Genomic DNA, 18,324 nt, shown 5'->3' with positions numbered 1-18,324 from the left:
CGTAGGGGAGGGTGGACTTGCGAGGCGAAGCCGAGAAAGGCCGGGTGGGGCCCGGGTGGAGGATTCGCGTCGAGCCACGGGCCCCACCCGACCCCTGTCGCTCCGCTCCAGGGGCCACCCTCCCCTGCGGGGAGGGATGTCCTTGACCGCGCGCAGCGATTGCGGCTCTCTGGCGGGGGCGCGATCGGTGGAGGCGAGGATGCGGATACACGGACGGCATTACCGGACGATCTTTCCCGCGCAGGACGGGGAGGGCGTCTCGATCATCGACCAGACGAAGCTTCCCTTCGATTTCGCGCTCGAGCGCCTCGCGACGCTGGAGGACGCGGCGGTGGCGATCGAGGTGATGAAGGTGCGCGGCGCGCCCCTCATCGGCGCGACGGCCGCATACGGCCTGGCGCTCGCGATGATGCGCGACGCCTCCGACGCGGCGCTCGAGGCGGCGCTCGCGCGGCTCGCGCGCACGCGTCCGACCGCGGTGAACCTGCATTGGGCGCTCGCGCGCGTCGCGGCCGTGCTGCGCCCGCTTTCGCCGCCCGAGCGCCGCATCGCCGCCGCCTGGGCCGAGGCGGGGGCGATCTGCGACGAGGACGTCGAGCAGAACCGCATGATCGGCGTGCACGGCGCGAAGATCCTCGGCGAGATCCACGCGCGTACCGGGCGCACCGTCAACGTGCTCACCCATTGCAATGCGGGCTGGCTCGCCACCGTCGACTGGGGCACCGCGATCTCGCCGATCTACCAGGCGCACGACGCCGGCGTGCCGGTCCATGTGTGGGTCGACGAGACGCGGCCGCGCAACCAGGGCGCGGCGCTCACCGCCTACGAGCTCGGCGCCCACGGCGTTCCGCACACGGTGATCGTCGACAATGCCGGCGGTCATCTCATGCAGCACGGACAGGTCGACATCTGCTTCGTCGGCTCCGACCGCACCACCGCCGACGGCGACGTCGCGAACAAGATCGGCACCTATCTCAAGGCGCTCGCGGCCAAGGACAACGGCGTGCCCTTCTACGTGACGCTGCCCGTGACCACCATCGATTGGGCGCTTCGCGACGGCGTCGCCGAGATCTCGATCGAGGAGCGCAGCGCGCGCGAGGTCACCCATCTCGTCGGCGAGACCGACGACGGGCGCATCGAGACCGTGCGCGTGGTCGCCCCCGGCAGCCCCGCCGCGAACCCCGCCTTCGACGTCACCCCGTCGCGCCTCGTCACCGGCTTGATCACCGAGCGCGGCGTGTGCGAAGCCTCGCGGGCGGGGCTGGCCGGCCTCTATCCGGAACACGCGCGGCAGGCGGCGGAATGACGATCGACGAGGGGGCGTTGCGCGCGGACATCGTGCGCGTGGCCAAAGCGATGGACGCGGCGGGCTTCGCGCCGTCGAAATCGGGCAACGTCTCGGCGCGGATCGCGGGCGGCATGCTGATCACCCCGTCGGGCCTGCCTTATGCCGCGATGGAGCCCGCCGACATCGTCGACCTCGCCGAGGACGGAAGCGTGCGCGCGGGCGCTCGAAAACCCTCTTCGGAGGCGCCGTTCCATGCGGCGATCTACGCCGCGCGCCCCGACGCGCGGGCGATCGTCCACACCCATTCGCCCAAGGCCACCGCGCTCGCCTGCGCGCGCCGGCCGATCCCCGCCTTCCATTACATGGTCGCCTATTGCGGCGGGCCCGACATCCGCGTCGCCGATTACGCCACCTTCGGCACCGACGCGCTCGCGGAGAACGCCGTGCGCGCGCTGGATGGCCGCAAGGCGGTGCTGCTCGCCAATCACGGCGTCATCGCCATCGGCGCGACCCTCGACGGCGCGCTCGCGATCGCGGGCGAGGTGGAGAACTTGGCCGGCCAATACCTCGCCCTCCTCGCCGCCGGCCTCGAACCGGTGGTGCTCGATGCGGACGAGATGGCGCGCGTCGCGGAGAAGTTCGCGAGCTACGGGAAGGTGGGGTGAGGTCAGTCCGCCGTCAGCCCGCGCTCCCGCAGATAGGCGACGACTGCGCGCCGGATGAGCTCCGAGCGGCCGACGCCCTCGCGCGCGGCGGCTTCGTCGACGGCGCGGCGGAACGCGTCCCCGGCGCGGAAGCCGAGCATCGGATCGCGCCCCGTCGCCGGTCGGCCTCTCTTTTTCGGTTTATCCGTTATTGACACGCTGGCGAATTCCGGCTAAGCCTAAAATAACACGCGACCCCGAGACGCGCCCCTCGTCGGAGATCTCGTATGGCCGCTGGGTTCCCTTCCCCCGCGGTCGCTGATGCGACCTACGGCCGGGGATGACACCCCCCCTCACATCCTCAAAACGATCTTCCCCACATGCGCGCTCGACTCCATCCGTTCGTGCGCCTCACGCACCTTCTCCAGCGGCAGGACCGTGTCGATCACCGGTTTGCAGCGGCCCTGGGCGAGGAGCGGCACGACGTGGTCGGCGAGCGCGCGGGCGATCTCGGCTTTTTCGCCGACCGAGCGGGGGCGCAGCGTCGAGCCGGTGTGCCAGAGGCGCTTGAGCATCAGCTTGCGGAAATCGACCTCGACCTTGGCGCTCTCCAGGAAGGCGATCTGGACGATGCGGCCCTCGATCGCGGCGGCGTCGTAATTGCGGGCGATGTAGGAGCCGCCGACCATGTCGAGGATGAGATCGGCGCCCTTCCTGGCGGTGTGCGCCTTCACGGCGGCGACGAAATCCTCGCTCCGGTAGTTCACGGCGCGGTCGGCGCCGAGCCGCAGGCAGGCCTCGCACTTCTCCTCCGAGCCGGCAGTGGCGATCACGGTCGCGCCGAACGCCTTGGCGAGCTGGATCGCGGTCGTGCCGATGCCGGACGTGCCGCCGTGGACGAGAAGCGTCTCGCCCGCGCGCAGGCGGCCGCGGTCGAAGACGTTCGTCCACACCGTGAAATAGGTCTCGGGGATCGCGCCCGCCTCGACCATGGAGAGGCCGTCGGGAACGGGGAGCGCGTTGTCCTCGTGGACGAGGCAGAATTCGGCATAGCCGCCACCGGGCACGAGCGCCATGACCGGGGCGCCCGTCGCGAAGCGCTCCGCGCCCGGCCCGCGCGCGACGACCGTGCCGGCGATCTCGAGGCCGAGCACGTCGGGCGCGCCGGGCGGGGGCGGGTAGTCGCCGACGCGCTGGATCACGTCCGGCCGGTTGATGCCGGCGGCGTCGACGCGCACCAGGATCTCGCCCGCGCCGGGGGAGGGGACCTCGCGCTCGATCACGCGCAGCACGTCCGGCCCGCCGCCGCCCTCGGCGATCACGGCGCGCATGGTGCGGGGCAGGGATGTCGTCATGGCGTCGCCTCCTGTCGTTTCGCGCGGGAGCCTCACACGGGCGCGGCGGCGAGGCAACCGGCGGCGATGCGCATCGCGGTCGCGGTGGCGGCGAGCGGCCGTTTCCACTATGATGGGAGGCTTCGAGGCGAGATGGAGATGGCAGCCATGGCTTTCGATCCCTTCGGCGAGGAGCAATCCCGCCCGCGACCGCGGACGCACACGATCGGCGAGGACCTCGCCACCCTCTCGATCTCCGAGATCGACGAGCGGATCGCCGCGCTCGAGGAAGAGATCGCACGGCTGGAGGCCGCCCGCGCGCGAAAGGCCGACACCCGCAGCGCCGCCGACGCCTTCTTCAAGCCGGCGAGCGGCAACGCCGTGCGCTGATCGCCGCGACCTGTGCCGCTTCGGGCCAGGATTCGACGATCGCGCGCATGTCGTTTACCGGGCGTTAAGGTTTTTGGTTCATGAATGCTGCATCCAGGTCCTCTGGATGCGAGTGGCTCCTGTCCACTCTGTTTGACGCCTCCCTGTTGACGACTTCAGAGCCGCCCTCCGGCGGCTCTTTTTTGTGCGGGTGGGGGGGGGCGCGGTTGTTCGGGGACCTGACCGAGAGCCGCCGGCGCTCTCCTTCCCCTCGAACCTCGAAAACGAGCGGGATGGTGTCATCCCGGGCCGCGAAGCGGACCTGGGACCCATACCCACGACGACACGTCCGAGCGCGCATGCCGCGCTCGCTTCGCATCCTCTGAGCGCGGGATGAAACGCAGCCTACAGGCTGCGACCGATGCGTCGTGGATATGGGTCCCGGATCGCCTTCGGCGTCCGGGATGACAACCGTGAGAGGGAAAAAGGGTAGCCCCCCCCCCTCTCACCCCTCCGCGATGCGCAGGCCCGTCTCGCGGTCGAAGAGGTGGAGGGCGCCGTCGGCGATGCGCAGCGGCAGGACCTCGCCCTCGACGACGCGGACATGGCCCGGAACGCGGGCGGCGAGCGTGCGGCCGCCTTCGCCCGCGACCGCGAGCGCGGTGCCGTCGCGGTCGATGAGCGTGCCGTGGACGACGGTGTCGGCGCCGAGCGTCTCGACGAGGACGGCTTCGAGCCGCAGGTCCGCGCGCTCGATCGGCACGATCTCGAGATGCTCCGGGCGGATTCCGAGGGTGACGGGCCGCCCGCGCGCGGCCTCGACCGGGCGCGGCAGGTCGCGCAAGGCGGCCCCGCTCTCGAGCGCTACCGAGACGCCGTCCGCGCCGACGCTCCCGCCCACGAAGTTCATCGCCGGCGAGCCGATGAAGCCCGCGACGAAGATGCTCGCCGGGTGGGCGTAGACGTTCATCGGCGTGTCGATCTGCTCGGCGACGCCCGAATTCATCACCATGATCCGATCGGCGAGCGTCATCGCCTCGACCTGATCGTGGGTGACGTAGAGGCTCGTGATGCCGAGCGCGGTCTGCAGCTTCTTGATCTCGATGCGCATCTGCGTGCGCAGCTTCGCGTCGAGGTTCGAGAGCGGCTCGTCGAAGAGGAAGACGGAGGGCGAGCGCACGATCGCGCGGCCCATGGCGACGCGCTGGCGCTGGCCGCCGGAGAGCTGGCGCGGCTTGCGGTCGAGATAGGCGGAGAGCTCGAGGATCTTCGCCGCCCGCTCCACCGCCGCCTGGATCTCGGCCTTCGGCATGCCCTTGATCCGCAGCCCGTAGGCCATGTTCTCGAACACACTCATATGCGGGTAGAGCGCGTAGTTCTGGAACACCATGGCGATGTTCCGGTCCTTCGGCTCGAGCTCGTTGACGACGCGCCCGTCGATGGCGATCTCGCCCTTCGAGATGCGCTCGAGCCCCGCCACCATGCGCAGCAGCGTCGACTTTCCGCAGCCGGAGGGGCCGAGCATCACGAGGAGCTCGCCGTCGCGCACCGAGCAGTCGATGCCCTTGATCACTTCCGTCGTCAGGTAGGACTTGCGGACGGATCTGATGTCGATCGTCGCCATCTTGTCGGCGCCTCTCTCATTTCTCGCTGTCGACGAGGCCCTTCACGAACCAGCGCTGCATCAGGAGCACGACGAGTGTCGGCGGCAGGAGCGCGAAGATCGTGGTGGCCATCACGGTGTGCCAGTCGGTGGCGGCATCGCCCGAGGCGATCATCTTGGTGATGCCGATGACGATCGTGTCCATGCTCGCCGTCGTCGTGATGAGCAACGGCCAGAGATATTGGTTCCAGCCGTAGATGAACAGGATCACGAACAGAGCGGCGATGTTCGTCGCCGACAGCGGCAGCACGACGTCCTTGAAGAACCGGATCGGACCCGCGCCGTCCATCTTCGCCGCCTCGACCAACTCGTCCGGGATCGTGAGGAAGAATTGCCGGAAGAGGAGCGTCGCCGTCGCCGACGCGATCAGGGGCACGGTCAGCCCGGCGAAGGTGTTGAGGAGCCCGAGCGAGGACACGACCTGGTAGGTCGGCACGATCCTCACCTCGACGGGCAGCATCAGGGTGATGAAGATCATCCAGAAGAAGAACATCCGGCCGGGGAAGCGGAAGAACACCACCGCGTAGGCGGAGACGATCGAGATCGCGATCTTCCCCAAGGCGATGACGAGCGCCATGATCAGGCTGTTCCACATCATCGACCAGACCGGCGGCGAGACGATGCGCGTCGTCGCCGAGCCGAACAGGGCCTGGAGATAGTTCTCGACCATGTGCTGGCCGGGCCAGAGCGGCATGCCCTGCGCGATCTGGCGCGTCGTCAGCGTGGAGGCGACGAAGGTGATCCAGAGCGGGAAGGCCGTGATCAGGATGCCGATCGCGATGACGAGCATCGGGACGAGGCGGGTGCGGTCGCTCATCGTCTGCATCAGTAGTGCACCTTGCGGTCGATGTAGCGGAACTGGATCGCGGTGAGCCCGATCACGATCGCCATCAGGATCACCGATTGGGCGGCCGAGGAGCCGAAATCGGTGGCGATGATGCCGTCGTAATAGACCTTGTAGACGAGGATCTCCGTCGCCCGCGCCGGCCCGCCGCCGGTCACCGCGTGGATCACGCCGAACGTGTCGAAGAAGGCGTAGACCACGTTCACGGTCACGAGGAAGAAGGTGGTGGGGGCGAGCAGCGGGAAGACGATGGTGCGGAAGCGGTGCCACTCGCCCGCCCCGTCGATCGCCGCCGCCTCGATGAGCGATTTCGGGATCGCCTGCAGCCCCGCGAGGAAGAAGAGGAAATTGTAGGAGATCTGCTTCCAGGCGGAGGCGAGGATCACGAGGATCATCGCGTCGGTGCCGTTCAGCAGCGGATTCCAGCCGATGCCCCAATCGCGCATCAGCCGCGCGATGACGCCCACCGACGGGTTGAACATGTTGAGCCACAGGACGCCCGCGACGGCGGGCGCGATGGCGTAGGGGATGACGAGGATGGTCCGGATCGCGGTGACGCCCTTGATCACCCGATCGACCATGACCGCGAGGACGAGCGCTGGCACGAGGGCGAGCACGCAGACCGCGATCGAGAAGAACGCCGTGCGCCACACCGCCGCGACATAAGCCGGCTCGGCGAGCACGCGCTGGAAGTTCTCCAGCCCGACGAATTCCGAGGAGAGGCCGAACATGTCCTCGCGCAGGACGGACATGTAGATCGCCTGTCCCGCCGGCAGGAAGAAGAACACCGCGGTGATGATCAGCTGCGGCGCCAGGAGGAGGTACGGCAACAGCTTGTGATCGAAGATGACTTTGCGCTGCATCGCCCCCGTCGGCCCCCGCCGCGATCGTCTCGTCCAAGAGGGAGGCCCGCCCCCGGCGCGGAGCCGGCGGCGGGCCTCGATCAATCGTGCGTCGTCAGTTGGCGGCCGTGCGCTCGAAGGCGCGCAGCGCCGCGTTGCCGCGCTCGACGGCGTTCGCGACCGCCTGCTCGGCCGTGATCTGGCCCTGCAGCGCGCGCTCGACCTCCTCGTGGAAGAAGTCGCGGATCTCGGTCCAGCGGCCGAAGCGGTAGCCGGACGAGTTCTCGGTCGGCGTGCCGCGGGTGAGCTGCAGGACGGGCACGTCGCGGCCCGGGTTCTCGTCGAAGAAGCCGTCCTCCTGCATCGCCTCGAAGGTGGCGTTGGTGGCCGGCAGGAAGCCCGTCTCCTTGGCGAAGCGCGTGAGCACCTCGGTCGAGGAGAGGAATTCGAGGAACTTCGCCACGCCGCGGAACTCCTCGTCGGTGCGGCCGGGCGCGTTGAACACCCACAGGCTCGCGCCGCCGACGATCGAGTTCAAGGGCTCGTCGATCAGATCCGGCCAATAGGGCAGGGGGGCCACGCCGAACTCGGCGTCGAGATCGCGCGCGATCGCGCCGTGACCGCCGGAGGACTGAAGCAGGATGCCGCACTCGCCGGAGATGAACTTCGCGGCGGCGTCGTTCGAGCGTCCGCCGTAATCGAACACGCGGTCGCCCTGCAGCTCGGCGAGCGTCGCGACGTTGCGCACGATCAGCTCGTTGTCGAAATTGAGGACGGCGTCGAGACCCTCGCGGCCGTTCGCCTGGGTGGAGAGCGGCATGTCGTGGAGCGCCGACATCTGCTCGAGCATGATCCACGCCATCCAGGTCGTGGTGAAGCCGCACGGATGGCCGGACGCGCGGATCTGGCGGGCCGCGTCGATCAGCTCGGGCCAGGTGGCGGGCGGCGCCTCGGGATCGAGACCGGCGGCCTCGAAGACGTCCTTGTTGTAGAACATCACCGCCGTCGAGACGTTCAGCGGCTGCGAGAACAGCGTGCCGTCGGCCGCGCCGTAATAGCCGGCAGCCGGCGCGAGGAAGATGCCGGGATCGAATTCGAGACCGGCGCGCTCGTAGACCTCCGAGACCGGCACGATCGCCTGGCGGGCGGCGAACATGTCGCCGGTGCCGGCGTCGAACATCTGCATGATGTGCGGCGGGTTGCCGGCGCGGAAGGCGGCGATGGCGGCAGCGCGCTGCTCGGGATACTGGCCGCGGAAGGCGACGTTGACCTCGAACTCGTCCTGCATCTCGTTGAATTCTTGGCCGAACCCGATCAGGAGCTCCTGGGCCGGGCCGGTGAGGCCGATCCACATCTCGATCGGGGTCCGCTGCCCCCCTTGCGCGTACGCGGCCGACGCCATGCCGAGACCGGCCAGGAACGTCGCGCCGAGAAGAACCCGACGGTTGATCATGGGAATTTCCTCGCTTTGAGCTGCGCTTGCGCCTCCCCGAAGGGAGGCGCTGCCCTCGCTTCCATCACGTTTCTGCAACGCTTTTGTGAACGCTCGTGCCGGTTTCGCCAAGCGGAAAATCGACCGCCTCGGGCGAAATCCACGGCGGAACGATGCACCGGCGAAAGCGCGCCGACCGGAAATCGTACGAAGAACGCGCGTGAAACGAAGGGCGCGCGCCAAAACCCCGCACCACCACCCCGAGCCGCGGCCGCGTGGGGGAGACAGAGCCGACCGCCCCTGCTAGGCTCGACGCATGCGACGCCTCATCCTCCTGCGCCACGCCAAGTCCGATTGGCCACACGGGCTCGACGACCACGAGCGGCCGCTCGCCGCGCGCGGGCGGCGCGACGCGCCGCGGATGGGCGCCTATCTCGCCGCCGAGATGCTGCTGCCCGATCTCGCGCTCGTCTCCTCGGCGGCGCGCACGCGGGAGACCTGGGCGCTGGTGGCGCCCGCGCTCGGTCCCGTCGAGGTCCGCGAGGAGCCGCGGATCTACGAGGCGTCGTCCGAGCGGCTCCTCGGGATCGTACGCGAGACGCCGGACGTCGTGCGCACGCTGATGCTGGTGGGCCACAATCCCGGCATGGAGGATCTCGCGATGGGCCTCGTCGGCCACGGCGACCGCTACGCCTTCGCCCGCCTGCGCGAGAAATATCCGACCTGCGGGCTCGCGGTGATCGACCTCGCGGCGGAGCGATGGAGCGAGGCCGTGCCGCGGGAGGGGCGGCTCGACCGCTTCGTGACGCCCAAGAGCCTGCCCGAGGACGCGAGCCTCCCCGACGAGCCGGCGTGATCGCCACAATTCGGCCCGCGCGCCACGCCACACCCGCGAGACGACATCTCTCCCCAGATTCTCTCCCGAGATCCCGCCAGATGCCCCGCACGCTTCCGCTCCTCGCGCTCGTCTGCGCGATCGGCCTCCTCCTCGCCGCCTGCGCGACGCCCACCGCCCGCGGCACCATTACGATCGAGCGCCAGCACGCCGAGCGCTTCGCCGGCGCGCTCAACGATTATCGCCGCTCGAAGGGGCTCGGGCCGGTGCGCGTCGATTCGCGCCTGATGGCGGCGGCGGAGGAGCAGGCGCGCGCGGTCGCGGCGATCGACCGGCTCGACCACAACGCGTCGGGCCGGTTTCCGAGCCGCCTGCACCGCAACGGCGTCGATGCCCGCGCGGCCTTCGAGAACCTCGCCGCGGGGGACCGCGAGCCGATCGCGGCGCTCGCCTCCTGGCGGGCTTCGCCGGCGCACCACGACAATCTGCTGCGCCCGGAGGCGACGCGGATCGGCTTCGTGCGCGCGAGCGCGCCGCAGACCCGCTACCGCACCTTCGACGTCCTCGTGCTCGCGAGCGATTGAGGCCTCCGCCCGCCACGTATTCGTACCGACCCCACGACCGGCATCCGTGCCGGCGCACGCATCGTATCGTTCGTAGGGGCGTTGTTCAGGTCCTTTTCAGAGATCGGGAGCACACTCGATCGCGCGAAGGAGACCAGTCGGTATGCTGTGGGACGATCTCGCACGCAGGGCGTTCGGAGCCGCTCCCTCCCTGGAGGGGGCCGCGGCGGCGCAGCCGGTCGTCTCCGCTCGCGCGTCGGAGCCCGCCCGCAAGCCGCGACGGCTCAAGATCGGCCTCGCACTCGGCGGCGGTGCGGCGCGCGGCTGGTCGCATATCGGCGTCCTCGCCGTCCTGAGCCGGGCGGGCATCGAGCCCGAAATCGTCGCGGGCTCCTCGATCGGGGCCGTCGTCGGCGGCTGCTACGCGGCGGGCAAGCTCGACGATCTGGAGGCCTTCGCGCGCAGCCTGACCAAGCGGCGCGTCATCGGCCTTCTCGATTTCCACATCGGCGCCTCGGGGCTGATCGCGGGCGAGCGCCTGCGCCGGCTGCTCGAGGCGGACCTGAAGGGCCTGCGCATCGAGGACCTGCGCACGACCTTCGCGACGGTCGCGACCGAGCTCGGCACCGGGCACGAGGTGTGGCTGACGAAGGGCCCTCTCGTCCAGGCCGTGAACGCCTCCTACGCGCTGCCGGGGCTCATCGACCCCGTGAGCGTGCGCGGCCGGCTCCTGATCGACGGGGCGCTGGTCAATCCCGTGCCGGTGACGACGGCGCGCGCGCTCGGCGCCGACCTCGTCATCTGCGTGAACCTCAACGGCGACCTCAAGCTGCGGGGCACCACGATCCAGTCGCTCGGCCACGACGAGGGCGAGGACGAGGTGGTCGAGGCGGTCATCGAGGAGCCGCGGCGCTGGGGCCTCTTCGGCCCCGTCCGCGACGCCGCCGATCGCGTGCGCGGGCGACGCGTCAAGCCGCGGCTCGGGCCGGGCATCGCGAGCGTGATGATCGACGCCTTCAACATCACCCAGGACCGCATCTCGCGCTCGCGCCTCGCAGGCGACCCGCCGGACCTGATGATCGCGCCGAAACTCGCCCCGATCGGCCTCTTCGAGTTCCACCGCGCCGCCGAGGCGATCGACCTCGGCGCCCAGGCGGCCGAGCGCGCGCTGCCCGATCTGACCGAGCTCCTCGCGCAAGCGGAGCGCGAGCTCGCGCCGGGTTGAGCGCTCCGTGCCACTTCTTGGTGTCATCCCCAGCCGGAGCACGCTTAGCGTGCGCAGGGGAAGGGGGCCCAGCGCGAAGACATGTGCGGAGCACACGATAGGCCGCCGACCAGGCGGCTAGACGCCGCCGCAAGAGCTTGCTACGCAAGCGTCTTCCCGTGCCGGGTCCCCTTTCCCTGCGCGCCTTCGGCGCTCCGGCCGGGGATGACACCGCAGCGAACGATCTTCGAATTCCGAGAGCCCACGCCCGGCTCCCCTCTCACAGATCCATCACCGGTCCGAGCGGCACCACTCCCGTCGGGTTGATGGTCTTGTGGCTCTCGTAATAATGGCGCTTGATGTGCTCGAAATTCACCGTCTCCGCGATCCCCGGCACGCGGTAGAGGCGCCGGAGATAGGCGGAGAGGGCGGGGTAGTCGGCGATGCGGCGCAGATTGCACTTGAAGTGGCCGACATAGACCGGGTCGAACCGCACGAGCGTGGTGAACAGCCGCCAATCGGCTTCGGTGAGGCGGTCGCCGACGAGGAAGTCGCGGCCCGTCAGGCGCTCCTCCAGCCAGTCGAGCGTCTCGAAGAGCGGCCGCACCGCCTCCTCGTAGGCGTCCTGCGTCGTCGCGAAGCCCGCCTTGTAGACGCCGTTGTTCACGTCGTCGTAGACGCGCGCGTTGACGGCGTCGATCTCGCCGAGGAGATCGCTGGGGCAATAATCGCCGGGCGCGGCGCCCACCCCGTCGAAGGCGGAATTGAGCATGCGGATGATCTCCGCGCTCTCGTTCGACACGATGGTGCCGCGCGCCTTGTCCCACAGGACCGGCACGGTGACGCGGCCGGTATAGTCCGGGGCGGCGCGGGTATAGACCTCGTGCAGCACCCGCGCGCCGTTGACCTCGTCCGCGATCACGCCGGGCCCCTCGGCGAAGGTCCAGCCCTCGTCGCGCATCAGCCAATGCACGACCGAGAGCGAGATCGCGTCCTCGAGGCCCTTGAGCTTGCGGAAGATCAGCGTGCGGTGGGCCCAGGGGCAGGCGAGGGAGACGTAGAGGTGGTAGCGGCCGGGCTCGGCGGCGAACCCGCCCTCGCCGGAGGGACCGGGCGCGCCGTCGGGCGTGATCCAGTTGCGGAAGCGGGAATCCTGGCGCTGGAAGCGGCCGCCCGTCTTGCCCGTGTCGTACCACTGGTCGTGCCAGCGGCCGTCGATCAGAAGTCCCATCGCGCTCGCTCCTCTCGCATTCCCCGCCCGTGATAACGCGCGCGAGGCGACGAGCGCCATTGCGTGCCGGCAAGAGCACGCTTGCGCGCCCTCGCGCGCCTTCAGCGCCTCTGGCAGCCCTCGCAGAAGAAGGTCGAGCGGCCCGATTGGACGATGCGGCGCACGACGTGCCCGCAGCCGGGGGTGACGCAGGGCTCGCCCTCGCGGTCGTAGACCTGGAAGGCGTGCTGGAAATAGCCGAGCGAGCCGTCGGCATGGGCGAAGTCGCGCAGGGTCGACCCGCCCGCCGCGACGGCCTCCTCGAGCACCGCGCGGATGGTCTGCGCGAGGCGATGGGCGCTCGCGCGCGGGCGGCCGGTCTTCGTCGCGATCGAGCCCGCCGGCGCCTCCGGGTGGAGGCGGGCGCGGAACAAAGCCTCGCAGACATAGATGTTGCCCAAGCCCGCGATCAGCCGCTGGTCGAGGAGCGCGGCCTTGAGCGGCGCGATGCGGCGCGCGAACAGATCGGCGAGCACCTCGCCCGAGAGCGCATTGCCGAGCGGCTCGAGCCCGAGCGTCGCGAAGTGCCGGCAGGTCGCGAGACCGGCGGTGGGGACGAGGTCCATGTAGCCGAAGCGGCGCACGTCGTTGTAGGTGATCCGCGCGCCCGTATCGAAGGAGAACACGACGTGGTCGTGGGCGGGCAGGCCGCCGGCCTCGTGGTGGAATTCGCCGAGCATCGCGCCGCCCGCGCCGGGCGCCGCGACCGTGAAGCGGCCGGTCATGCCGAGATGCATGATCAGGCTCTCGCCGCTCGAGAGGTCCGCGACGAGGTATTTCGCCCGCCGCGACAGCCCCTCGACGCGCGCGCCGACGAGCCGGGCGGGAAAGCGCGCGGGGAAGGGGAAGCGCAGGTCCGGCCGGCGCTGCTCGACGGCGACGAACCGCGCGCCGACCATCGCGGGCTCGAGCCCGCGCCGCACCGTCTCGACTTCGGGAAGCTCCGGCATCGTCTCGTCGTCGTCTCGCGTTCGGGGACGAGAGGGCTAGCGCAAAGACGGGCCGTTGTCAGGTCCCTCGACGGGCGCGCCGACGACCCGCGAGATGCTCATCAGCTGGGGGGCGATGGGGCTCGAGCGGCGCCAGATCATGCCGATCGTGCGCGAGGGGCGCGGCTCCTCGAAGGCCGCGATGCTGACGGGCGCCGAGCGCGTCTCGACCGGCACCGCCATCTCCGGGATCAGCGTCACGCCGATGCCCGCGCCCACCATCTGGACGAGCGTCGAGAGCGAGGAGCCGTCCATCAATTCGCGCGGGCGCGCATTGCCGGTGCCGCAGAAGGACAAAGCCTGCTCGCGGAAGCAATGGCCCTCCTCGAGGAGGAGGAGCTTCATCTGCGCGAGCGTCTCCGGCGGCGGGACGGGCTTGCCGCGATCCGCCTCGGGGCGCACGAGGACGAAGCTCTCCGTGAACAGGGCGACTTCCTCGAAGCTCGGCTCGGAGACCGGCAGCGCGACGATCGCCGCGTCGAGCCGGCCCTCGGAGAGGTCGCGGATCAGGGTCGGCGTGATCGATTCGCGAACCCGGATGTCGAGGCTCGGATAGAGCTTCGTGAGGCTCGCGACGATGCGAGGCAGGAGATAGGGCGCGATCGTGGGGATGACCCCGATGCGCAACCGGCCCGCGAATTCCGTGCGCGAGGCGCGGGCGAGCGCGCCGAGCTCGTCGACCGATCGCAGGATGTCGCGCACGCGCTCGGCGAAGATCTCGCCGAAGCCGGTGAGCGAGACCTTGCGGCCGCTGCGCTCGAAGAGCGGCGTGCCGAGCGTCTGCTCGAGCTCCTTGATCTGCATGGAGAGCGCCGGCTGCGACACCGAGGAGGCCTCCGCCGCGCGGCCGAAATGGCCGTGGCGGGCCAGCGCGTCGAAATAGCCGAGCTGTCTGAGGGTGATGTTCATCATCGCAGCTTATCGTCCCCATCAGAAAATACGAATTCACCTGATCGACAAAACAGGGCAAGTTCAAGATCGAGGTGCGCGGGCGCCCGACGGGCGCAAGGGGACGACGGCGAGACGCCGCGAGCCGATCTCGACGGACCCCTTGCGCGCGGGCGACGGGGCAGGATAGGTATCCTCGGCCTCGTCACGACTGCAAATAAGCGGAGGATGGCATGAACGAGATGGTTGCGCCGCCGACGGGGGGTTGCCCCGTCCACGGCCTCAAGCGCGTCACGAATCGCGATTGGTGGCCGAACCAGCTGGATCTGAAGATCCTGCACCAGCACCAGCCGGCGTCGAGCCCGATGGGCAAGGGCTTCGACTACGCGGCCGCGTTCAAGTCGCTCGACCTGCAGGCCGTCAAGAACGACATCTACGCGCTGATGAAGACGTCGCAGGAATGGTGGCCGGCCGATTACGGCCATTACGGACCGCTCTTCATCCGCATGGCCTGGCACTCGGCCGGCACCTACCGCACCGCGGACGGTCGTGGCGGCGCGGGCGCGGGCACGCAGCGCTTCGCCCCGCTCAATTCCTGGCCGGACAACACCAATCTCGACAAGGCCCGCTTCCTCCTGTGGCCGATCAAGAAGAAGTACGGCCAGCGCCTGTCCTGGGCCGACCTGATGATCCTCGCGGGCAATTGCGCGTTGGAGGACATGGGGCTCAAGACCTTCGGCTTCGCCGGCGGTCGCGTCGACGTCTGGGAGCCCGAGGAGGACATCTATTGGGGCGCCGAGACCGAGTGGCTCGGCGACAAGCGCTATACGGGCGATCGTCTGCTCGAGACGCCGCTCGCCGCCGTGCAGATGGGCCTCATCTACGTCAATCCGGAAGGCCCCAACGGCAAGCCGGACCCGGTCGCCTCCGGCCGCGACATTCGCGAGACCTTCGCGCGCATGGCGATGAACGACGAGGAGACGGTCGCCCTCGTCGCCGGCGGTCACACCTTCGGCAAGTCGCACGGCGCGGCCACCGCCGACCATCTCGAGCGCGAGCCGGAGGGTGCCGGCATCGAGATGATGGGGCTGGGCTGGAAGAACAATCACGGCACCGGCCGCGGCGTCGACACGATCACGAGTGGCATCGAGGGTCCCTGGACGCCCAATCCGACCAAGTGGGACATGGGCTATTTCGACGTCCTGTTCGGCTACGAGTGGGAGCTCGTGAAGAGCCCCGCCGGCGCCTGGCAATGGGCGGCGAAGGACCTGCGCGAGGAGGACCACGCGCCCCAGGTCGACGGATCGGGCAAGCGCGTGCCCCTCATGATGACCACCGCCGACATGGCGATGCGCATGGATCCGGTCTACGAAGAGATCTCGCGCCGCTTCCACAAGGATCCGGCAGCCTTCGCCGACGCCTTCGCCCGCGCCTGGTTCAAGCTGACGCATCGCGACATGGGCCCGCGCGTCCTCTATCTCGGCCCGGAAGTGCCGGCCGAGGAGCTCCTGTGGCAGGATCCGGTCCCGGCGGTCGATCATCCCCTGATCGGCGCGGCCGAGATCGCCGAGCTCAAGGCGCAGGTGCTCGCCTCCGGCCTCTCGGTGCAGGACCTCGTCTCGACCGCCTGGGCCTCGGCCTCGACCTTCCGCGGCTCGGACAAGCGCGGCGGCGCCAACGGCGCCCGCATCCGCCTCGCGCCGCAGAAGGACTGGGAGGTCAACAACCCGGCGCGTCTCGCCGAGGTGCTCGCCAAGCTCGAGGGCATCAAGGCCGCCTTCGACGCCGGCCGGACCGACGGCAAGAAGGTCTCGATCGCCGATCTCATCGTGCTCGCCGGCTGTGCGGGCGTCGAGGAGGCGGCGCGCAAGGCGGGCCACGCAATCGAGGTGCCGTTCACGCCCGGCCGCACGGACGCGACGCAGGAGCAGACCGACGTCGGATCGTTCTCGGTGCTCGAGCCCGAGGCCGACGGCTTCCGCAACTACCTGCGCGCGGCCTATCGGGTCTCGCCCGAGGAGCTCCTGGTCGACAAGGCGCATCTCCTGTCGCTGACGGCGCCGGAGATGACCGTCCTCGTCGGCGGCCTGCGCGCGATCGGCGCCAATTGGGACGGCTCGTCGCACGGCGTCTTCACCGACCGTCCGGGCGCGCTGACGAACGACTTCTTCGTCAACCTGCTCGACATGGGCACGACCTGGTCGGCGACCTCGTCCGACCAGACCGAGTTCGTCGGCCGCGATCGGGCGACCGGCGCCACGAAGTGGACCGGCACCCGTGCCGACCTCATCTTCGGCTCGCACTCGCAGCTGCGCGCCCTCGCCGAGGTCTATGCCTGCGACGACGCGACGGAGAAGTTCGTCACGGACTTCGTCGCCGCCTGGACCAAGGTGATGAATCTCGACCGGTTCGACGTCGCCTGATCGGGCGAGGACGACGGACGATCAGGAGCGGGCGCGGCCTCACGGGTCGCGCCCGTTCCCGTTTTCGCGAGCGCATCGGGAATGCCGATCGCCGCGCTTGCGCCCCGCGGCCGCCTCCGCCACCCTCGGCGGCCATCGCGAGGGGAGAGACGCCATGAAGACGCGCGCAGCCGTGGCCTGGGAAGCGGGCAAGCCGCTCACCATCGAGACGATCGACATCGGCGGGCCGAAGGCGGGCGAGGTGCTCGTCGAGGTGATGGCGACGGGCGTCTGCCACACGGATGCCTACACGTTGTCGGGCCTCGATCCGGAGGGCAAGTTCCCCGCGATCCTCGGCCACGAGGGCGCGGGCATCGTGCGCGAGGTCGGCGCGGGCGTGACCACGTTGAAGCCCGGCGATCACGTCATTCCGCTCTACACGCCGGAATGTCGCTCCTGCAAGAGCTGCCTGTCGCGCCGTACCAATCTGTGCACGGCGATCCGCGCGACGCAGGGGCAGGGCGTCATGCCCGACGGCACGAGCCGCTTCACCTGCGAGGACGCGAGCCTCTTCCACTACATGGGCTGCTCGACCTTCGCCAATTTCACGGTCCTCCCCGAGATCGCGCTCGCCAAGGTCCGCGAGGACGCGCCCTTCGACAAGATCTGCTATATCGGCTGCGGGGTGACGACCGGCATCGGCGCGGTGATCTACACCGCCAAGGTGTGGCCCGGCGCGAACGTCGTCGTGTTCGGGCTCGGCGGCATCGGGCTCAACGTGATCCAGGGCGCGCGCATGGTCGGCGCGGACCGGATCGTCGGCGTCGACATCAATCCGGCCAAGCGGGCGATCGCGGAGAAGTTCGGCATGACCGACTTCGTGAACCCGCGCGAGATCGGCAACGACAAGGTCGTGCAGGCGATCGTCGATCTCACCGGCGGCGGCGCGGATTTCTCCTTCGACGCGACCGGCAATACCGACGTGATGCGCCAGGCGCTCGAATGCTGCCATCGCGGCTGGGGGGAATCGATCGTCATCGGCGTGGCGGAGGCCGGCCGCGAGATCGCGACGCGCCCCTTCCAGCTCGTCACCGGCCGCGTCTGGAAGGGCACCGCCTTCGGCGGCGCGCGCGGGCGCACCGACGTGCCCAAGATCGTCGACTGGTACATGGACGGCAAGATCGACATCGACAGCCTGATCACGCACACGATGCCGCTCGACGAGATCAACACCGCATTCGATCTGATGCACGAGGGCAAGTCGATCCGCTCGGTGGTGGTGTATTGATGGCCGCTCGCCCCGCCCCGCCCGAGCTCGCGATCACCTTCCTCTATTTCCGCGATCTGCCGCGGGCGATGCGCTTCTACGAGGAGGTGCTCGGACTCGCGCTCGCGATCGACCAGGGCTGGTCGAAGATCTACCGGATCGCGGGCGGCGCCCATGTCGGCCTCGTCGACGAGACGCGCGGCATGCACCGCGCCGCCGACCCCAAACCCGTCCAGATCTGCCTGCGCGTCCCCGACGTCGATGCCTGGCACGCCTTCGTGGCGTCCCACGACGTCGCCGCCCTCACGAGCCCCCGCGACGTGCCGTCTTTGGGAATCCGAGCCTTCGTCTTCGAGGACCCGGAGGGGTATCAGATCGAGGTGCAGTCGGTTCTTCCCTCCCCGTAGGGGAGGGTGGCCCCTGAGCGCAGCGAAGGGGTCGGGTGGGGCCCGAGGTTTGGAGGATGATCTCGACCCGGGCCACACCCGGC

Annotated in this window: 18 protein-coding genes; 9 read left to right on the top strand and 9 right to left on the bottom strand. The window is 69.6% G+C overall.

Going from position 1 to position 18,324, the window contains the following annotated elements:
• Positions 1-199: 199 nt before the first annotated feature.
• Both mtnA and ACK4UM_RS19435 read left to right on the top strand, forming a co-directional pair.
• Positions 200-1,306, top strand: coding sequence for an S-methyl-5-thioribose-1-phosphate isomerase (gene mtnA, locus ACK4UM_RS19440; RefSeq protein ID WP_409802495.1), 1,107 nt, complete (start codon positions 200-202; stop codon positions 1,304-1,306).
• Positions 1,307-1,308: 2 nt separating this feature from the next.
• Positions 1,309-1,953 carry a class II aldolase/adducin family protein gene (locus tag ACK4UM_RS19435; protein WP_409802496.1) on the top strand — a complete coding sequence of 215 codons (645 nt, stop codon included), beginning with the start codon at positions 1,309-1,311 and terminating at the stop codon, positions 1,951-1,953.
• Between the two features lie 2 nt (positions 1,954-1,955).
• On the opposite strand, the gene ACK4UM_RS19430 is transcribed toward ACK4UM_RS19435, so the two are convergent.
• Positions 1,956-2,093 (bottom strand): ribbon-helix-helix protein, CopG family, encoded by a 138-nt coding sequence (locus ACK4UM_RS19430; RefSeq protein ID WP_409802494.1) that lies wholly within the window; start codon positions 2,091-2,093, stop codon positions 1,956-1,958.
• Positions 2,094-2,285: 192 nt separating this feature from the next.
• Positions 2,286-3,287, bottom strand: a complete 1,002-nt coding sequence (locus tag ACK4UM_RS19425; protein WP_409802493.1) for an NAD(P)H-quinone oxidoreductase — start codon at positions 3,285-3,287, stop codon at positions 2,286-2,288.
• Positions 3,288-3,434: 147 nt separating this feature from the next.
• Here ACK4UM_RS19425 and ACK4UM_RS19420 point away from each other — a divergent pair, with 147 nt between their 5' ends.
• Complete coding sequence (locus ACK4UM_RS19420) at positions 3,435-3,656, top strand: DUF1192 domain-containing protein (RefSeq protein WP_409802492.1); 222 nt, start codon at positions 3,435-3,437, stop codon at positions 3,654-3,656.
• Between the two features lie 484 nt (positions 3,657-4,140).
• Here ACK4UM_RS19420 and ACK4UM_RS19415 read toward each other — a convergent pair whose 3' ends face one another.
• The 4 genes from ACK4UM_RS19415 to ACK4UM_RS19400 form a co-directional block, all read right to left on the bottom strand.
• On the bottom strand, positions 4,141-5,259 hold the full coding sequence (locus ACK4UM_RS19415; RefSeq protein WP_409802491.1) for a sn-glycerol-3-phosphate import ATP-binding protein UgpC: 1,119 nt from the start codon (positions 5,257-5,259) through the stop codon (positions 4,141-4,143).
• Between the two features lie 16 nt (positions 5,260-5,275).
• Entirely contained in the window at positions 5,276-6,124 is an 849-nt protein-coding gene (gene ugpE / locus ACK4UM_RS19410; RefSeq protein WP_409802490.1) for a sn-glycerol-3-phosphate ABC transporter permease UgpE, read from the bottom strand.
• Positions 6,124-7,005: a sn-glycerol-3-phosphate ABC transporter permease UgpA gene (ugpA, locus tag ACK4UM_RS19405; protein WP_409802489.1), complete on the bottom strand. Its 882-nt coding sequence runs from the start codon at positions 7,003-7,005 to the stop codon at positions 6,124-6,126. The genes ugpE and ugpA overlap by 1 nt, the downstream gene beginning before the upstream one ends.
• A 94-nt stretch (positions 7,006-7,099) precedes the next feature.
• Entirely contained in the window at positions 7,100-8,437 is a 1,338-nt protein-coding gene (locus ACK4UM_RS19400) for an extracellular solute-binding protein (RefSeq protein ID WP_409802488.1), read from the bottom strand.
• Between the two features lie 295 nt (positions 8,438-8,732).
• On the opposite strand from ACK4UM_RS19400, the gene ACK4UM_RS19395 reads away from it, so the two are divergent.
• From ACK4UM_RS19395 to ACK4UM_RS19385, 3 genes are all read left to right on the top strand, one after another.
• Positions 8,733-9,272, top strand: a complete 540-nt coding sequence (locus ACK4UM_RS19395; RefSeq protein ID WP_409802487.1) for a SixA phosphatase family protein — start codon at positions 8,733-8,735, stop codon at positions 9,270-9,272.
• Positions 9,273-9,352: 80 nt separating this feature from the next.
• Positions 9,353-9,835 carry a CAP domain-containing protein gene (locus ACK4UM_RS19390; RefSeq protein WP_409802486.1) on the top strand — a complete coding sequence of 161 codons (483 nt, stop codon included), beginning with the start codon at positions 9,353-9,355 and terminating at the stop codon, positions 9,833-9,835.
• Between the two features lie 142 nt (positions 9,836-9,977).
• Positions 9,978-11,039: a patatin-like phospholipase family protein gene (locus ACK4UM_RS19385; protein ID WP_409802485.1), complete on the top strand. Its 1,062-nt coding sequence runs from the start codon at positions 9,978-9,980 to the stop codon at positions 11,037-11,039.
• Between the two features lie 259 nt (positions 11,040-11,298).
• Here the strand turns inward: ACK4UM_RS19385 and ACK4UM_RS19380 are convergent, their stop codons facing one another.
• From ACK4UM_RS19380 to ACK4UM_RS19370, 3 genes are all read right to left on the bottom strand, one after another.
• Entirely contained in the window at positions 11,299-12,249 is a 951-nt protein-coding gene (locus ACK4UM_RS19380; protein WP_409802484.1) for a glutathione S-transferase family protein, read from the bottom strand.
• Positions 12,250-12,350: 101 nt separating this feature from the next.
• The gene (gene mutM, locus ACK4UM_RS19375; RefSeq protein ID WP_409802483.1) at positions 12,351-13,238 is read right to left on the bottom strand and encodes a bifunctional DNA-formamidopyrimidine glycosylase/DNA-(apurinic or apyrimidinic site) lyase; all 888 of its coding nucleotides are present in this window, start codon (positions 13,236-13,238) and stop codon (positions 12,351-12,353) included.
• A gap of 36 nt (positions 13,239-13,274) precedes the next feature.
• Positions 13,275-14,189, bottom strand: a complete 915-nt coding sequence (locus ACK4UM_RS19370; RefSeq protein WP_409802482.1) for a LysR substrate-binding domain-containing protein — start codon at positions 14,187-14,189, stop codon at positions 13,275-13,277.
• Positions 14,190-14,398: 209 nt separating this feature from the next.
• On the opposite strand from ACK4UM_RS19370, the gene katG reads away from it, so the two are divergent.
• From katG to ACK4UM_RS19355, 3 genes are all read left to right on the top strand, one after another.
• Positions 14,399-16,588 carry a catalase/peroxidase HPI gene (gene katG / locus ACK4UM_RS19365; RefSeq protein ID WP_409802481.1) on the top strand — a complete coding sequence of 730 codons (2,190 nt, stop codon included), beginning with the start codon at positions 14,399-14,401 and terminating at the stop codon, positions 16,586-16,588.
• Between the two features lie 154 nt (positions 16,589-16,742).
• Positions 16,743-17,855 carry an S-(hydroxymethyl)glutathione dehydrogenase/class III alcohol dehydrogenase gene (locus ACK4UM_RS19360; RefSeq protein ID WP_409802480.1) on the top strand — a complete coding sequence of 371 codons (1,113 nt, stop codon included), beginning with the start codon at positions 16,743-16,745 and terminating at the stop codon, positions 17,853-17,855.
• Positions 17,855-18,241 (top strand): VOC family protein, encoded by a 387-nt coding sequence (locus ACK4UM_RS19355; RefSeq protein ID WP_409802479.1) that lies wholly within the window; start codon positions 17,855-17,857, stop codon positions 18,239-18,241. The genes ACK4UM_RS19360 and ACK4UM_RS19355 overlap by 1 nt, the downstream gene beginning before the upstream one ends.
• The last annotated feature ends 83 nt before the right edge of the window (positions 18,242-18,324 follow it).

The sequence above is a fragment of the Salinarimonas sp. genome (assembly GCF_046292825.1).
Lineage (GTDB): Bacteria > Pseudomonadota > Alphaproteobacteria > Rhizobiales > Beijerinckiaceae > Salinarimonas.
This window is presented reverse-complemented; position numbering and strand designations above follow the sequence as displayed.

Bases quoted from the DNA above. Each gene is read 5' to 3' on its own strand.
- ugpA (WP_409802489.1), bottom strand. From the start codon at position 7,005: ATGCAGCGCAAAGTCATCTTCGATCACAAGCTGTTGCCGTACCTCCTC.
- ACK4UM_RS19415 (WP_409802491.1), bottom strand. From the start codon at position 5,259: ATGGCGACGATCGACATCAGATCCGTCCGCAAGTCCTACCTGACGACG.
- ugpE (WP_409802490.1), bottom strand. From the start codon at position 6,124: ATGCAGACGATGAGCGACCGCACCCGCCTCGTCCCGATGCTCGTCATC.
- ACK4UM_RS19385 (WP_409802485.1), top strand. From the start codon at position 9,978: ATGCTGTGGGACGATCTCGCACGCAGGGCGTTCGGAGCCGCTCCCTCC.
- ACK4UM_RS19390 (WP_409802486.1), top strand. From the start codon at position 9,353: ATGCCCCGCACGCTTCCGCTCCTCGCGCTCGTCTGCGCGATCGGCCTC.
- mutM (WP_409802483.1), bottom strand. From the start codon at position 13,238: ATGCCGGAGCTTCCCGAAGTCGAGACGGTGCGGCGCGGGCTCGAGCCC.
- ACK4UM_RS19355 (WP_409802479.1), top strand. From the start codon at position 17,855: ATGGCCGCTCGCCCCGCCCCGCCCGAGCTCGCGATCACCTTCCTCTAT.
- ACK4UM_RS19370 (WP_409802482.1), bottom strand. From the start codon at position 14,189: ATGATGAACATCACCCTCAGACAGCTCGGCTATTTCGACGCGCTGGCC.
- mtnA (WP_409802495.1), top strand. From the start codon at position 200: ATGCGGATACACGGACGGCATTACCGGACGATCTTTCCCGCGCAGGAC.
- ACK4UM_RS19420 (WP_409802492.1), top strand. From the start codon at position 3,435: ATGGCTTTCGATCCCTTCGGCGAGGAGCAATCCCGCCCGCGACCGCGG.
- ACK4UM_RS19395 (WP_409802487.1), top strand. From the start codon at position 8,733: ATGCGACGCCTCATCCTCCTGCGCCACGCCAAGTCCGATTGGCCACAC.
- ACK4UM_RS19425 (WP_409802493.1), bottom strand. From the start codon at position 3,287: ATGACGACATCCCTGCCCCGCACCATGCGCGCCGTGATCGCCGAGGGC.
- ACK4UM_RS19430 (WP_409802494.1), bottom strand. From the start codon at position 2,093: ATGCTCGGCTTCCGCGCCGGGGACGCGTTCCGCCGCGCCGTCGACGAA.
- ACK4UM_RS19380 (WP_409802484.1), bottom strand. From the start codon at position 12,249: ATGGGACTTCTGATCGACGGCCGCTGGCACGACCAGTGGTACGACACG.
- ACK4UM_RS19360 (WP_409802480.1), top strand. From the start codon at position 16,743: ATGAAGACGCGCGCAGCCGTGGCCTGGGAAGCGGGCAAGCCGCTCACC.
- ACK4UM_RS19400 (WP_409802488.1), bottom strand. From the start codon at position 8,437: ATGATCAACCGTCGGGTTCTTCTCGGCGCGACGTTCCTGGCCGGTCTC.
- katG (WP_409802481.1), top strand. From the start codon at position 14,399: ATGAACGAGATGGTTGCGCCGCCGACGGGGGGTTGCCCCGTCCACGGC.